General features: G+C 72.7%; 10 protein-coding genes. 6 read left to right on the top strand and 4 right to left on the bottom strand.

Features of this window, described 5'->3' with window-relative positions; all coding sequences use genetic code 11:
- Positions 1-100: 100 nt before the first annotated feature.
- From WME73_RS01130 to WME73_RS01120, 3 genes are all read left to right on the top strand, one after another.
- Positions 101-1,039 (top strand): hypothetical protein, encoded by a 939-nt coding sequence (locus WME73_RS01130; RefSeq protein WP_437914478.1) that lies wholly within the window; start codon positions 101-103, stop codon positions 1,037-1,039.
- A 104-nt stretch (positions 1,040-1,143) separates the two neighbouring features.
- Positions 1,144-4,806, top strand: coding sequence for a PD-(D/E)XK nuclease family protein (locus WME73_RS01125; RefSeq protein ID WP_437914477.1), 3,663 nt, complete (start codon positions 1,144-1,146; stop codon positions 4,804-4,806).
- 83 nt (positions 4,807-4,889) lie between these two features.
- A complete protein-coding gene (locus WME73_RS01120; RefSeq protein ID WP_437914476.1) occupies positions 4,890-6,083 on the top strand; it encodes an ABC transporter permease in 1,194 nt (397 codons plus the stop codon).
- Between the two features lie 63 nt (positions 6,084-6,146).
- Here the strand turns inward: WME73_RS01120 and WME73_RS01115 are convergent, their stop codons facing one another.
- Both WME73_RS01115 and WME73_RS01110 read right to left on the bottom strand, forming a co-directional pair.
- A complete protein-coding gene (locus tag WME73_RS01115) occupies positions 6,147-8,504 on the bottom strand; it encodes an ATP-binding protein (protein ID WP_437914475.1) in 2,358 nt (785 codons plus the stop codon).
- A gap of 510 nt (positions 8,505-9,014) precedes the next feature.
- Positions 9,015-9,557, bottom strand: coding sequence for a hypothetical protein (locus WME73_RS01110; RefSeq protein ID WP_437917538.1), 543 nt, complete (start codon positions 9,555-9,557; stop codon positions 9,015-9,017).
- Between WME73_RS01110 and WME73_RS01105 the strand changes: the two genes are divergently transcribed.
- A complete protein-coding gene (locus WME73_RS01105; RefSeq protein ID WP_437914474.1) occupies positions 9,447-10,334 on the top strand; it encodes a DUF4142 domain-containing protein in 888 nt (295 codons plus the stop codon). The two genes, WME73_RS01110 and WME73_RS01105, sit on opposite strands and share 111 nt — an antisense overlap.
- A 176-nt stretch (positions 10,335-10,510) precedes the next feature.
- On the opposite strand, the gene WME73_RS01100 is transcribed toward WME73_RS01105, so the two are convergent.
- Positions 10,511-10,936, bottom strand: a complete 426-nt coding sequence (locus tag WME73_RS01100) for a hypothetical protein (protein WP_437743689.1) — start codon at positions 10,934-10,936, stop codon at positions 10,511-10,513.
- A gap of 156 nt (positions 10,937-11,092) precedes the next feature.
- Here WME73_RS01100 and WME73_RS01095 point away from each other — a divergent pair, with 156 nt between their 5' ends.
- Positions 11,093-11,752, top strand: coding sequence for a hypothetical protein (locus WME73_RS01095; protein WP_437914473.1), 660 nt, complete (start codon positions 11,093-11,095; stop codon positions 11,750-11,752).
- Between the two features lie 145 nt (positions 11,753-11,897).
- Here the strand turns inward: WME73_RS01095 and WME73_RS01090 are convergent, their stop codons facing one another.
- Positions 11,898-12,257, bottom strand: coding sequence for an arsenate reductase family protein (locus WME73_RS01090; RefSeq protein ID WP_437743687.1), 360 nt, complete (start codon positions 12,255-12,257; stop codon positions 11,898-11,900).
- 756 nt (positions 12,258-13,013) lie between these two features.
- On the opposite strand from WME73_RS01090, the gene WME73_RS01085 reads away from it, so the two are divergent.
- Positions 13,014-14,354: a sigma-70 family RNA polymerase sigma factor gene (locus WME73_RS01085; protein WP_437743686.1), complete on the top strand. Its 1,341-nt coding sequence runs from the start codon at positions 13,014-13,016 to the stop codon at positions 14,352-14,354.
- Positions 14,355-14,371 lie beyond the last annotated feature (17 nt).

Genomic DNA, 14,371 nt, shown 5'->3' with positions numbered 1-14,371 from the left:
TTACGTGCACAGCTCTACTTTCGCAGCGTAAGTCGCGGCCCTCCGGTTCGTGCCGAACAAGGCTGGACATGCCGCGCTGATGAATTAGAGTCGCGCGCAAATGCACAACCGCTCCGACCAGTTCACCAAGAGCTTGTTGCGGGACGGGCTGAGCCTCGTCTCAGCGGCCGAGACCGAGGTCGAGGTGCTGGCGGCGACACAGAAGATCGATGTCTACAGCGTGCCTGATCCCGCGCGGGAGTCCGAACGCGCCGCCATGGGACTGCTCGGCGAGCTCTCGGCGGAGCCGAGCCTGTTCGAACCGTTCCACGGCACGCCGAGCCTGCGTCAGGTCCGGCACTGCCTGCGCAAGCAGCTCACATGGCATCACGAGCTCGAGCGCCGCGCCCGCTCTGCAGCGCGCTCCGTCGCGCCGGACGAGGACACGGACACGCCACCGCAACCGGCGGTCGCCTTCCCTGCGCTGGTCGTCATCAGCCCGGGGCGTCCTGAAACGGTGCTCGACGCCTACCGGTGCGAGCCGGTGCAAGCCGGCGTCTACCACGCCGTACCGGGCCTGGTGATGCGCGTGGTGGTGCTCGCGGAGCTGCCCCGGACGCGTACAACGCTGCTGCTGCGGCTGCTCGGCTCGGGCCGCCGCTTGCGCGAGGCGCTGACGGATCTGGCGGCACTGCCAGACGATACCTGGGAGAAGAGCGTCGCCACGCCGCTGCTGGTACACTTCCGGCACGGAATCCAGGAGCCGACGACCGACGAGGAGGACGATGTGAGCGCAGAGATCCGGGCGTGGTTCAAGGAGTACGAGCAGAAGCTCCGCGCCGAGGAGCGGAAGGAAGGTCGTGATGAGGGGCGCGCCCAGGGGCGCGCCGAGGAGGCAGCGCGTGCCGTGCTGACCGCGCTCCGGGTCCGCGGCATCGCCGTGCCGGACGCCGCGCGTGAGCGCATCCTGGCCGAGAAGGATCCTGAGATCCTGGAACGGTGGCATGAACGGGCCATCGTCGCGGCATCGATCGCCGATGTGCTCCCGGAGCTGAGCTGAGCGATGGCAGCCGGCCGCAGACTGCCCAGCTGCTAGTCCCCCTTACCCCTTTCGGGGCCGTCCACCGAATCTCCATCGGCCTCCGCCGCCTCCCGAGCCACCCCGTGTCCCACGCCGTCATCACCTCCCCCAGCGCCGCCGCTCGCCTCGATCGGGCCGTGGGCTGGCTGCGCCGCCGGCGCCCCGCCGAGCGCGTGCTCCTCGTCGGCGCCTCGGTCGAGGCCGTGAGCGAGCTCGCCCGCGCGTCGATCCGCGGCCGCCGCGCCACCTTCGGCTGGCACCGGCTGACCCTGGGGCGCCTCGCCGCCGCGCTCGCGATGCCGGCGCTCGCCGAGCGCGGCCTCGTCCCGGCCAGCCCGCTCGCCATCGAGGCCCTCTGCGCGCGCACCCTCGACGGGCTCGCGCAGGACGGGCTGCTCGGCCGCTTCGCCCGCGTCGCGGATCGACCCGGGTTGCCGCGCGCCGTCGCGCGGACGCTCGACGAGGCGCGGCTCTCCGGCGTCGCGCCGGACGCGCTCGCGCCGGCCGATCTCGACCGCATCGCCCACGCGTTCGACGCCACCCTGGACGACGCGGGGCTCGCCGATCGCGCGATCGTCCTGCGCCTCGCGGCCGAGCGCGCCCGGGCCGCGGACGACGGCGACCCCCGCTCGCGCCACCCGCTGCTCGGGCTGCCGATGCTCCTTCTCGACCTGCCCGTGCGGTTCGCGCTGGAGCGCGAGCTCCTCGAGGCCGTCGCCGCGCGCTCGCCGGACGCGCTCGCCACCGTTCCGGCCGGCGACGCCGCGTCGCTGCGCCACCTGCAGGCGGCGCTCCGATCGCCGCCGCGGCGGGTCTCGCTGACCGCGGTCTCCGCCGCGCACGACGGCGCCGGCGCGGGCAATGGCGTGGACGACGGCGCCGACGACGGCGCGGGCGACGAGCCGCCGCCGGTCGCGCCCAGCACCTCGCTCGCGCGCCTGCAGGAGCACCTGTTCGACCCGCTGACCGACGAGGCCCCCGGGCTCGGCGACGAGGTCGAGATCCTCTCCGCGCCCGGCGAGAGCCGGGAGTGCGTGGAGCTCGCGCGCATCGCGCTGCGCGAGGCCGCCCGCGGCGTGCCGTTCGAGCGGATGGCGATCCTCCTGCGCGCGCCCGAGCAGTACCGCGCGCACCTCGTCGAGGCGCTGCGCCGGGCCGGGATCCCTGCGCACTTCGCGCAGGGCTCGGTGCAGCCCGACCCGGCGGGCCGCGCGCTGCTCGCGCTGCTCGCATGCGCCGCCGAGCACCTGTCGGCGTCGCGCTTCGCGGAGTACCTCTCGCTCGGGCAGGTCCCCGACGCGACGCCCGCGGGCGAGCCGCCGCCGGCCCCGCCCGAGGCCGACCGCTGGGTGCCGCCGGACGACGACCTCTTCCCCGAGCTCCTGCGCGGCGGCTTCGACGAGGCGCCTCCGGACGACGACATGGCGGGGGAAGATCTCGGGTTCGATCCGCCAGGGAAAAGCTTCAGTCCGGCCGCCCAGAACCCCAATCGGACAGCCCCCAACCCCGATCGGACAAACCCAAACCCCGATCGGACAGCCCCGAGCCCCGATCGGACAAACCCAAACCCCGGTCGGACAGTCCAGAGCCCCGATCCGACAGCCCCAAACACCGATCCGACAACCCCGAACGCCGATCGGACAAACCCAAATCCCGATCCGACAGCCCAAACCCCGGATCCGACAGTCGAGAGCCCCGATCCGACAGCCCAGGGCCCCGACGCGCCCGTGCACGACGGCACCCTGCGCGCCCCGCGGCGCTGGGAGCGCATCCTCGTCGACGCGGCGGTGATCGGCGGGCTCGATCGGTGGGAGGCGCGGCTCTCGGGCTTCGAGCGGGAGCTCCGGCTTTCGCTCTCCCGCGCCCCCGAGGACCGCGACGCCGCGCGCATCGCGCGGACGCTCGCCGACCTCTCGGCCCTCCGCGCCTTCGCGCTGCCGCTGCTCGCGGCGCTGCCCGGCCCGGGCGAGCGCGCGACCTTCGGCGAGTGGCAGCGCCGCCTCTCGGCCCTCGCGACGCGCGCGCTCCGGCGGCCCGAGCGCGTGCTCGCCGTGCTCGCCGAGCTCGCGCCGATGGCCCACGTCGGCCCGGTGGACCTCGGCGAGATCCGCCTCTGCCTCGCGCGCCGCCTCACCGACCTCGTGCTGCCCCCGGCCGCCCGCCGCGACGGGCGCCTCTTCGTCTCGCCCATCGAGGGCGCCCGCGGGCGCTCGTTCGACGTGGTCTTCGTCCCCGGGCTCGCCGAGCGGATCTTCCCGCAGAAGGTCACCGAGGACCCGATCCTCCGCGACGCCCTCCGCCGGACGATCGCCGGGGGCGACTCGGGCCTCGACACGAGCGACGACCGCGTGGCGCGCGAGCGCCTCGCGCTCCGGCTCGCGGTCGGCGCGGCCCGCCAGCGGCTCGTCGTGTCGTACCCGCGCGTGGACATGGATCAGTCCCGGCCTCGGGTGCCTTCGTTCTACGGCCTCGAGCTCCTGCGTGCGGCCGAGGGCAGGCTGCCCGGCTTCGGGGAGCTCGAGCGCCGCGCCGAGCAGGGCGGCGCCGCGCGCATCGGCTGGCCCGCGCCCGCGCGGCCCGAGGACGCCATCGACGCGGCCGAGCACGACCTCGCGCTCCTCGAGACGCTCTTCAGCCTGCCGGAGGCGCAGACGGTCGGCACCGCGCGCTACCTGCTCAACGCCAACCCCCACCTCGCGCGGGCGCTCCGGTTCCGCGCGCGGCGCTGGATCCCGGGCTGGACGAGCGCCGACGGGCTGTTCAAGCCGATCGCGGAGGCGCGCGAGGCGCTCGCGAAGCACGCGTTCGGGCGCAGGTCGTTCTCGCCGACCGCCCTCCAGCACTTCGCCGCGTGCCCTTACCGCTTCTTCCTCTACGCGGTGCACAGGCTCGCCCCGCGCCCGGCGCCCGAGGCGATCGAGGAGCTCGACCCGCTCCAGCGCGGCCGGCTCGTGCACGACGTGCTCTACGAGGTGCTGGTCGCCCTGCGCGACGCGGGCAAGCTGCCGCTCGGCCTGCCAGGGCTCGACGAGGCCCGGGCCGAGCTCGATCGGGCGCTCGACCGCGTCGCCGCGCGCTACGCGGACGAGCTCGCGCCGGCGATCCGGCGCGTCTGGGACGACGGCATCGCGTCGGTGCGGGCCGACCTCCGGGAGTGGCTGCGGCGCGCCGCGGAGGACCGCGACTGGGAGCCGATCCATTTCGAGCTGTCGTTCGGGCTGCCGCGCCGCCTCGCCACCCGCGATCCGGGGAGCTCGGACGCGCCCGTGGAGCTCGACTGCGGCGTCCGGCTCCGGGGCTCGATCGACCTTGTCGAGCGGAGCGTGTGGGGCGCGATGCGGGCGACCGACTACAAGACGGGCAAGGCGCGGGCGCCGCGCGACGCGGTCGTGAGCGGCGGCGGCACGCTCCAGCCGGTCCTCTACGCGCTCGCGCTGGAGAAGCTCATGCCTCCGGGCACGCAGGTCGAGTCCGGGCGGCTCTATTACTGCACCTCCGCCGGCGGGTTCACGGAGGTGCCGATCTACCTGGACGCGCGGGCGCGCGACGCGGCCGCCCAGGTGGCGGGGATCATCGGAGACGCGATCGACAAGGCGGCCCTCCTGCCGATGCCGGCGGAGGGGGCGTGCGCGCAGTGCGATTACCGGCCGGTGTGCGGGCCCTACGAGGAGCTCAGGACCGGGAAGATCAAGCGGCGCGACATCGAGCCGCGGCGGCGGCTGGAGCAGCTCCGCCGGCTCGCGTGAGCGCGGGTGTCGCACGGAAGCGTCGCCCCTGGACAGTGGCCCGCGATCGCCGGGGGCGTGGCCGGGGATGTATACACTCCATCATGCACAGCAAGATCGCTTTGCCCTGCGCCCTCCTCGCGCTCGCGGCGACGGGCACCGGTTGCAATCTCATTTTCGGCATCGAGCCTGGCACGGAGGGGCCTTCCTCCGCTTCCTCGACGACGACGAGCACCGGACCTGGTGACGGAGGCTCTGCCCAGACGACGTCGGGCGGCGGCGACGGCGGCGATGGCACCGGCGGCAACGGTGGCGATGGCGCCGGCGGCACGCCCTCGTGCCCCCCGTCGAACTGCGCCGCGGGGGAGTGCCCCGTCACGCAGATGACAGGGGAGCTCGGGTCCAACGCGAAGGGCATGGCGGTCACCCGGGATCTCGTGCTCATGGCCAACAACCAGGCCATCGTCGCCATCCCGAAGGACGGCGGGGCCGCGCGTACGCTCCCGGGCACCCTCGGCTTCGGGGATACCGCCTGGATCACCTACTCGGGCGGGCAGCTCTCGTGGACCAACTGGAGCAACGGAGACGTGCTGGGGATCTCCATCGAGCCGCCGAGCTCCAGCCCGATCCAGATCGCGCAGGTCCCCCTGCAGGAGAACGGCGATCCGGCGGTCACGGCCTTCAGCCGGATCACCTCCTTCGGCGACAGCGTCTACTGGGCGACGCAGACGCCCCCGGCGGTCTGGCGGGCCAAGGCCGACGGCAGCCAGCCCGTCGCCGAGCTGGTCGCCTCCGACGACCACCCGATCGGCGTCGCCGTCGACGCGACCCACGTCTACTGGTCCAACTACTGGTCGCGCCAGATCCTGCGCAAGACGAGGGATCCGCTCGGCGAGACAGCCGAGGTCTTCGCGGAGACGAACGGCAACCCGACCGTGCTCGTCCTCGCCAACGGCGTCGTGCACTGGGTGACCGACACCAACGGCGCGGTCCAGTCCAAGGCGACGAGCGCGGCGCCTAGCGCCCCGCCCTTCACCACCACGGTCGACGCTCAGGCCGTCGCCAAGTCGCTCGCGGTGGACGACGAGTTCGTCTACTGGACCGTTTACATGAACAGCGAGGGGAAAGGCGAGGTGCGGAGGGCGCACCTCGGCATGGGGGACACGGTCACCCTCGCGACCGGGCAGCCGTACTTCTTCGAGATCGCCGTCGACTGCGGGTCCATCTACTGGAACATCAACAACGTGGAAGCCGAAGAGGAAGCCGTGGTGTTCCAGATGCCGAAGCCCTCGAACTGAGCACCTCGTCCCCCGACGCCGTCGCTGGAAGCGCGCTCCCGGGCAGCTCGGCGGGCGCGACCGCTACGCGGCGCCCTCCGCCTCTTCCCTCCTGGGCCACGTGAACCGGAACGTCGCGCCGCTCTTGCCGTCCGACTCGACCCACGCCCGCCCGCCGCGGCTCTCCACGATCTTTCGCACGATGGCGAGGCCGATCCCCGTGCTCTCCACCTTGTCCCTCGCCTGCAGCGTCTGGAACATCCCCCACACCTTCTCCTGGAACGCAGGCGCGATCCCAGGCCCGTTGTCGGACACGGAGACCTCGACCCTGTCGCCCTGCTCCCGGGCGGACACGGAGACCGCCGCGTCCTCGCGGCCCGCGTGCTTGAGGCCGTTCGTGATGAGGTTCATGAGCACCTGTTGCAAGGGCACCCTGTAGGTCCGCAGGGTCGCCGGCGGCACGTCGAGCGTCACCCGCGCGGGCGGCCTCGGGGCGATGAGCTCGACCACCTCCCTCGCCAGCCTCTCGAGGTCGACGCTCTCCGGCTTCTGGCGGAACCTCGTCGCGCGGGAGTAGGCCAGGATCCCCTCGATCAAGGCCTCCATGCGGCGCACGCGCCCGCGCAGGAGCTCCATCTGATGGCGCGTGTCCGCGGTGAGCTTGTCCGAGAGGTCCTCCTCGATCCACTGGGCGAGGCTCGCGATGCCCCGGAGGGGCGCCTTCAGGTCGTGGCTCGTCACGTACGCGAACTGGTCGAGCTCGGCGTTGGTCCGCTCCAGGGCGCGGATGAGCGATTGCGCCTCCTGGAACCGCCTCGCGTTGTCGATCAGCAGGGCGACGCGGCTCCCGAGCTCCTCGGCGAGCGCGACGTCCGCCTGGCTGAAGCGGCGGCCCGACTCCGCGTGGACCAGCGTCAGCGCGCCGATGGTCCGGTCGCGCCCCCGGAGCGGGACGACGACATACGATCTCAGCCCGAGCGACCGGATCAGGCGCAGGTGCTCGGGGCTCAGCGCGGCGGACTCGATGGCGGCGTCCGGGATGTCGGCCATCCACTCGGAGCGACCGGCGCGGATCACGGCGGACACGCCCGCCGGGGCGTCGGGCCGGGGCGGGGACATCGCCCGGAGGCGCTCGGCGAGCTCGATCTTCGCGGGGTCGCAGTGGTGGACGGCCACGCGCTCGATGGAATCGCCGTTCAGCATGTCGACAGCGCACCAGTCGGCCAGGGTGGGGACCGCCAGGTGGGTCAGGTGCGTGAGCCGCGACGCGACGTCGAGCGAGCCGGAGAGCGCGGCGCCCGCCTCGCTCAGGAGGCGGAGCGTCGCCTGCTGCCGCTCGAGCTCCGCCGCGAGCATCTCCGCGCGCGCCCGGGCCTCGCGCTCCCGCTCGAGGAGGCGCGCCCTGTCCAGCGCCGACGCGCACTGCGCCGCCACGCTGAGCAGGAACTCGCGCTCTTCGGGGCTCCACGCCCGATCGTTCGCGAACGAGAACGCGAGGCCGCCGAGCAGCGCCGCGTGGGCGACGATCGGCAGGACGGCGAGCGCCTTCACGTCGTCGCGGACAGGCCGCAGGGCCGCGAGCTCGGGGTACGCGGCGTGCAGGCTTTGCCTCGTGTCCACCCAGATGGGGCGGCGCTCCCGGAGCGCGTCCGAGAGCGGCAGTCGGGCGTCGAGGGGCACCCTCGCATAAGGGCTCGTGCGCTGCTCCTCTAGCCCCGAGTGGCCGACGAGCGCCGCGACGCCGGCCGCCTCGTCCGCCGTGTACATCATCGTCGTCGAGGCGCCGAGCACCCGGTGGATGTCGCTCACGACGGCGGCGGACACCTGCTCGACCGTCACGGCGCCGCTCAGCGCGGTGCTGACCGCGAGCAGCGCCTGGGTGAGCCGGGCGCGGCGATCGAGCTCCTCGACCCGCTTCGTGAGCTGCGCGGCGAGCTCGCCGCGCTCGGCCTCGACCTGCTTGAGGCGCGAGATGTCGGCGAACACCGAGATCCCGCCCTCGAGCTCGCCGCCAGGTCCGATGATGGGCGCGGCGCTCCCGAGGACCATGCCATACGTCCCGTCGAAGCGCTGAATCCGGGTCTCCTCGCTCTCGATGACCTGCCGTTCGGACATCGCGCGGGCCATGGCCCAGTCCTTCGCCTCGTACGGGCGGCCGTCCTCGTGGAAGGCGCGATACAGCGTCCAGTCGTTGATCGATTCGGTCGAGGCGCTGCCGGCCCAGATGCGCTCCGCCGCCCTGTTGTGCAGGACGAGCTTCCCGGACGCGTCGCAGAGGATGACGCCGTGCGGGCTGTGCTCGAGCACGGCGTCGAGCCACCCGCGATCCCGGGACCCCACGGCGCGGAGCCGCTCGAGCTCACGCTTCAGGGCCTCGATATCCGTCGTGTCGACGCGGGCGGCGGGCCCGGGAGACGGGCCGTTGTGCGCGGAGGTTCTCATAGGATGACGGCGACCGGCGCCTCGGCAGAGGGCCGAGGCGGCGCTCGGTCGGACGTCGCCGGAGCTTACGCGCATCGATGGCGCGGCGGAAGGCGGCGCGACCCGGCCGAGCGGGTTCCTCGGCGCGCGGCGCGCGCATGCCCGGCTGCCTGGCGGCGATCCGGCCGCCTGGCAGCTTGTCCGGCGCCGCGCAGGCGCGGGCGGACGGCGCCGGCGGCGGCGCGCCGTCGCGCGGGCGAGTGCCCGAGCGGGTCCTTGGGATCAAGGTCGAGTGCCGGGCCGGCCGCTGCGCACCGGCTGGGTCTGGGTCAACGCCGAGCGGGACTGCGACTCTCGGCGTGATCGCGCAGGGGGCGCAGGGGCGCTCGGGGAAATGACGATGCAGGCTTAGGGCTCCACCTCGCTCACCATCCTCGCTTCCCGAACCCAGATGTTCGGGGCCGATAACCGGCAGGTGAGCGCGACAGCGCGCCGGTGTCGGCCAAGGAGCAAGCAATGATGGGCAATCGTTCAGGTCGCCTCATGGCGATCATGTTCGCTGGGAGCTTTGTCCTCGCGGGGGCCGGCGGCTGCATGGGCAGCGACGATGACGCCGAGGCGAATCGCGATGGAACGGATGGGCAAGAGCGGACCGGCACAGGCCCCGACGGCAGGAGCCACGGACAGACGGGCCGAGACGGCGCGCGAGGGCCCGGGAGGGGCGGTGGAGCGCAGGCCGGCGGCAGGCAGGGAGGCCGCGAGCAGCCCGGTCATCAAGGCGGCAGACAGGGCGGCGAACGGGCCGGCGGCCAGCGCGCGGGCGACAGGCAGATGTGCGGCGAGCAGGCCGGCCATCAAGGCGGCAGGCAAGGGGGCCGCGGGCAGATCGGCAGTCAGGGCGACAGGCAGGGAGGCCGCGGAGAGCGCAGCGCGACGCAGCAGCCGTCGGACGCTGAGCTCACGATGCTGATCTCGTTCATCCACCAGAAGGAGGTGGATCTGTCGCAGATCGCCTTGGACAAGGCCGAGTCCCCGGACGTGAAGCGCTACGCCGAGCAGATCGTCGAGGAGCACTCCCAGTCCGAGCAGCTCGGCGCGGGCTCGAGGGGCTCAGGTATCAGGATGGAGTCGTGCTCGCGCTGCCGGGAGCTCGACGAGAGCTCGACCGAGGTGAGCGGAGCGCTGGAAGAGGAGGAAGGCGCCGAGTTCGACACGGCCTTCATCTGGGCTCAGATCTCCTTCCATCGCCGCGCCCTCGAGCTCCTCGACGTGCCGGGCGTCGCGAACGCGGAGAACGCCAGGATACGAACCAGCGTGAAGGCGATGCGAGCGGACGTCGAGCAGCACCTGACGGAGGCCGAGCAGCTGTTCTGCTTGCTGCTCCACGAGCAGCAGGCAGGCGGCCAGCAGCAACGCGGACAGCAGGAAGGCACCCAGTCTGGCCAGCAGCAACGCGGACAGTTCGGCTGGGCGCAAACCGGCCAGCAGCAGGGCATCCAGGTCGGACAGCAGCAGGGCATCCAGGTCGGCCAGCAGCAGCAGGGCATCCAGGTCGGCCAGCAGCAACGCGGACAGGTCAGCCAGATGCAGCCCGGCCAGCGGCAGGGCGCCCAGCTCGGCCAGCAGCAACGCGGACAGCAGCAACGCGGACAGGTCAGCCAGATGCAGCCCGGCCAGCGGCAGGGCGCCCAGCTCGGACAGCAGCAACGCGGACAGGTCAGCCAGATGCAGCCCGGCCAGCGGCAGGGCGCCCAGCTCGGACAGCAGCAACGCGGACAGCAGCAACGCAGCCAGCAGCAAGGCCCCCAGGCCTACGCGCAGCGGCAAGGGGAATCGCAGAAGTCCCAGTAACAGGGCTTCATGTCCCGCAGGGCGGCGGCGACGGCGCCTGCTCGCGGCCTTCGCGAGCGCCGAGCTCCCCGAGCGCCACCCCGCCTATCCGATCCAATGACGGCGCCCATGGTCTCGTGACCGCGATCGCGGGCGAGTAGGCGCGTGCGCGCGGTCGCTCAGGCGAGCCGCGCGCGTCATGAGTCGATCCACGTCCACGGGAAATCGACCTCCACAAGCGTCTCGGCGCCGTCGAGCACGTCCACGCTCTCGACGCGCACGATGTCGCTCATCGCGTCTCCGTCGAAATCCACGAGCCAGACATCGACGTCATAGTACCCCTCGGAGAGGCCGTCGATGGTGAGGCCGAGATCATCGCAGTCCCCCACCGCGTCGAGGACGAGGAAGCCATCCTCGTCCTCGACGCTGACCGCGACCCCGCTCACGTCGTGATCGAAGCACGCCCACGGGTCGTCGCTGCCGTCGATGGTCAGGGCGACGGTGAGCGAGCCGCGCGTGAGGTGATCGTGGTCATCGTCATGATCGACGACGATGCACCCCGTGAGCGAGGCAGTGGCGAGGACGCAGCCAGCGAGACCGGTGAGCACCTTCGAAAGTTTCATGGGGATCGTCTTCCTTTATCCAAGTCTGGCGCTGTCGCGCCGATGCGCGGCACGGCAGCAAGCGCTATACCAGCGAGCGGCGCCCTGCGGTGCCACGCGGCGGCGCTCCGCCTTCGCCGGGTGGCACCGCAGTTGCTCCTGTGAACCCCCATGGAGATGAACGTGCCAGTCCTCGATGTTTCCTCCCCCAGAGCTGCGGCGCGCGCTCAGCAGCGCAGCAGCAGGCTCGCCGTGCTGGCCGCGCTCGTTGCGCTCGCGCTCCTCGGCGCGACCGGGTGCGCGGCAGAAGTCCACACCAGGGCCGCTGCGCCGGCGCATGCGACCGTCACGTACCAGGAGTTCGCGGTGTACGAGGAGCCGGTCGTTCACATCGCAGCGGCGCCGGTCCACGTCGAGACCTACCCGCGCGTGTACTACCGCGGGACCTACGTCTACTATGTGGACGGCCGCTGGTACTACCCGTCGCACCACGGCTGGGTCTACTACCGCGACGAGCCGCGCGCCCTGGTCCGCTACCGCGTCGGCTTCGAGCGACACGGCCACCATCACCATCACCATCACCACGTGCACCGCACAACCACGGTCAGGCCGGCAGCGACGGTCCGGGCGGGGGCCTCGGTCCGGGCGGGGGCCTCGGTCCGGGCGGGGGCCTCGGTCAGGCCGGCAACCTCGGTCAGGCCGTCAACCTCGGTGAGGGCAGGGGCTACGGTGAAGGCGGGGGCCTCGGTCAGGCCGGCGACTCCGGCGAAGCCGGCGAAGAAGCATCGCGTGGAGCGTCGACGGCACCACGTCGAGGAGAGGCGCCCCGAGCGCTGACTGCCGCCTCGGCATTGGCACAAACGTTGCGTTTGCACCTGCGACGAGGCGGCGACGCGGGTCGCGGCATGACCGCGCTCCCTTCGGGGCCGCCTCGGCCCGCGCGCGGGCCCAGCCTCCCCCGATCCCCTGGCCCGCCCTCCCGCTACCCGCCCTTCGCGGCATCGGCGAAGGCCTTCCAGGTCGCCTCGGCCGCGCCCACGCAGGCGCGCGTCCCGTCGCGCACGATGGGCGTGCGGAGCAGGAGCGGATCGTCGACGAGGAGCTCCGCGATCCGCGCATCGCTCGGGCCGAGGTGCTGGAGGCCACGCTCCTTCACCCGCGCGCTCTCCGCGTCGTAAAGCACGCGCACGCCGCCCACCGCGCGCGCTACGCTCGCGAGCTCCCCCTTGGAGAGGCCCTTCTCGCGCAGATCGACGAGCTGCACCTTGATGCCCCGGTCAGCGAAGAACCGCTGCGCCGCCCGCGTCGCCTTGCACTTGGCCGTGCCGAAGATCTGGATCATGCGCGTCGCTCCTCGGTGGAATGGCTACTGCGCGCTCCGGAGGGCAGCGCGGGCGTGGAGCATAGCAACCGCTGCCCGGACGGCGCAGGGCCAGCGGCGCGCAGGACGCTCCGCGTCGTGCCCGATGCGCATCGCCCCGAAGCGCGGCTCAGCAGCAGCGCCGCCGCGCGCAAGGGTCGATTCTCCCGACCTACGATTCTCCCGACCTACGTTGCCGTCCGCTTTGCCGTCCGCTGCCGTCTCGGATCGATCCCGCCCCGTCGCGGCCGCTCCACCAGACAGATGGCGACCTCGCTCCGCCCCCCTCCGAGGCCGCCCGCTCTGGTCTCGACCGGCCCCGCTGCCCCGCCGTACGGTCCCGGCAACTCGCGACCTCGCTCCGCCCCCTCCGAGGCCGCCCGTGCGGTTCGAGCGCGCCCCCTCACGAGGTCCTCCGCCAGCGCCCTCACGTCGCGCCCTCCAACGCCCGCTTCTCCGCCCCGCAGCGCGATCGAAAGGGACGCGTCCGCTCGTCCGGCGACGTACACTCGTCCGGCAACGCACACGCGCGCGCCGCCATCCGAGGACAACGAGAAAGCGCCGCGCCGAGCGGGGCAGCAACACCGAAAAACGCCGTGGAAATGCGCCATGTCGGCGGTCGATTCGTTTTCCTATTTACGTCCTCAGCGGTTAGGATATCGAGGCGCATTGATGATCGTGCCCCCTCACACCCTTCGCGGTCGGGTACGACGCAGCGGCAACACTGGAGCGCATTGAATGAGGTTCCGTCCCTCGCTCTCGACGAGCGAGTCCGAATCGAGTCATCCCGTTTCCATCGCTTCCGCGGGCGGACGCGCGGGCGAGCGCGCGCCAGCTCGGCGCGCGAAGGCCACCGGCGCGCAAGCCACGCTCGGCGCGACCGAGCTCTACTTCCGGTCGCTCGCCGGCAGCCAGCCGCTGACGCGCGAGGGCGAGGTCGCGATCGGCCGTCGTATCGAGGCGGGCGCGCTCGCCTGCTTCGAGGCGTGGGTCCGGTCGCCCGTCGCGCTGCGCGAGCTCGCCTCGACGGCAGAGGACGTCCAGGTCGGGGCGCTGAGCCTCCGGGATCTGCTGTGCGAGGCCGACGCGGGTGATCCCGAGGCGGACGCCTCCGCGAAGCGGCTCGCGGAGCTGCTCGCGCTCGCCCGCTCGCTCCTCGGCCGGCAGATCACCGAGGACGGCGTGGAGACCGCCCTCGCAGGCCTCGCCGCGGGCCTCGCCGAGCTGCGCCTCGATCCGACCTTCGAGGAGCGCATCGAGCGGAGCCTTCGCGCAGCAGCGGCCGAGGCGGACAAGGCGGAGCGCTCCGCGATCGAGGCCACGATCGCGGCGATCGCCCGGGGGCGCCGCGCCGTCGCGCAGGCGAAGTCCGAGCTCGTCCAGGCGAACCTCCGGCTCGCGGTCGCCATCGCGCGGGAGCACCAGCGCTTCGGCGTCCCGCTGCTGGACCTCGTGCAGGAGGGGAATCTCGGCCTGATCCGCGCCGCCGACAAGTTCGAGTACCGCCGCGGCCACCGCTTCGGCACCTACGCCGCGTGGTGGATCAAGCAGGCGATCAAGCGGACGATCCTCAACCAGGGAAAGCCCGTTCGGATGCCGGTCCACCTCACCGCGATCCGGAGCCAGGTGGTGCGCGCCCGGCGAGATCTGGTGCAGGAGCGGGGGCGCGAGCCTTCCGTCGAGGAGATCGCGGAGCGCAGCGGCCTCACCGTGGAGAAGGTGCGGGTGATCAGCGAGCTCGCGCTCGAGCCGCTCAGCCTCGACGCCCCCGTCGGCGAGGAGGGCGATACCCGGTACGGCGATCTGCTGGCCAACGACGAGCCCACACCCGCGGACATGCTGGCCCGGCGCCGGCTGATCGAGCAGACGCGCGAGCTGCTCGACTCGCTGCAGCCGCGTGAGCGCGAGCTCCTGCGGCGCCGCTTCGGCCTCGACGGCAACGAGGACGAGACGCTCGAGGAGATCGGGCAGTCGTTCTCGCTGACGCGGGAGCGCATCCGTCAGATCGAGGCGAAGCTGCTCGAGAAGCTCCGGACGCGCTCGCGGCAGCGAGAGCTCGGCTCCTATCTCGAGGGGTGAGGGCGCGGGAAGCGCCG

The sequence above is a fragment of the Sorangium sp. So ce302 genome, assembly GCF_051530145.1.
Taxonomy (GTDB): Bacteria; Myxococcota_A; Polyangia; order Polyangiales; family Polyangiaceae; genus Sorangium; species Sorangium cellulosum_B.
This window is presented reverse-complemented; position numbering and strand designations above follow the sequence as displayed.

Coding starts and splice junctions, on each gene's coding strand:
- WME73_RS01100 (WP_437743689.1), bottom strand. CDS start 10,936: ATGAAACTTTCGAAGGTGCTCACCGGTCTCGCTGGCTGCGTCCTCGCC.
- WME73_RS01120 (WP_437914476.1), top strand. CDS start 4,890: ATGCACAGCAAGATCGCTTTGCCCTGCGCCCTCCTCGCGCTCGCGGCG.
- WME73_RS01090 (WP_437743687.1), bottom strand. CDS start 12,257: ATGATCCAGATCTTCGGCACGGCCAAGTGCAAGGCGACGCGGGCGGCG.
- WME73_RS01105 (WP_437914474.1), top strand. CDS start 9,447: ATGCTGATCTCGTTCATCCACCAGAAGGAGGTGGATCTGTCGCAGATC.
- WME73_RS01130 (WP_437914478.1), top strand. CDS start 101: ATGCACAACCGCTCCGACCAGTTCACCAAGAGCTTGTTGCGGGACGGG.
- WME73_RS01115 (WP_437914475.1), bottom strand. CDS start 8,504: ATGAGAACCTCCGCGCACAACGGCCCGTCTCCCGGGCCCGCCGCCCGC.
- WME73_RS01095 (WP_437914473.1), top strand. CDS start 11,093: ATGAACGTGCCAGTCCTCGATGTTTCCTCCCCCAGAGCTGCGGCGCGC.
- WME73_RS01085 (WP_437743686.1), top strand. CDS start 13,014: ATGAGGTTCCGTCCCTCGCTCTCGACGAGCGAGTCCGAATCGAGTCAT.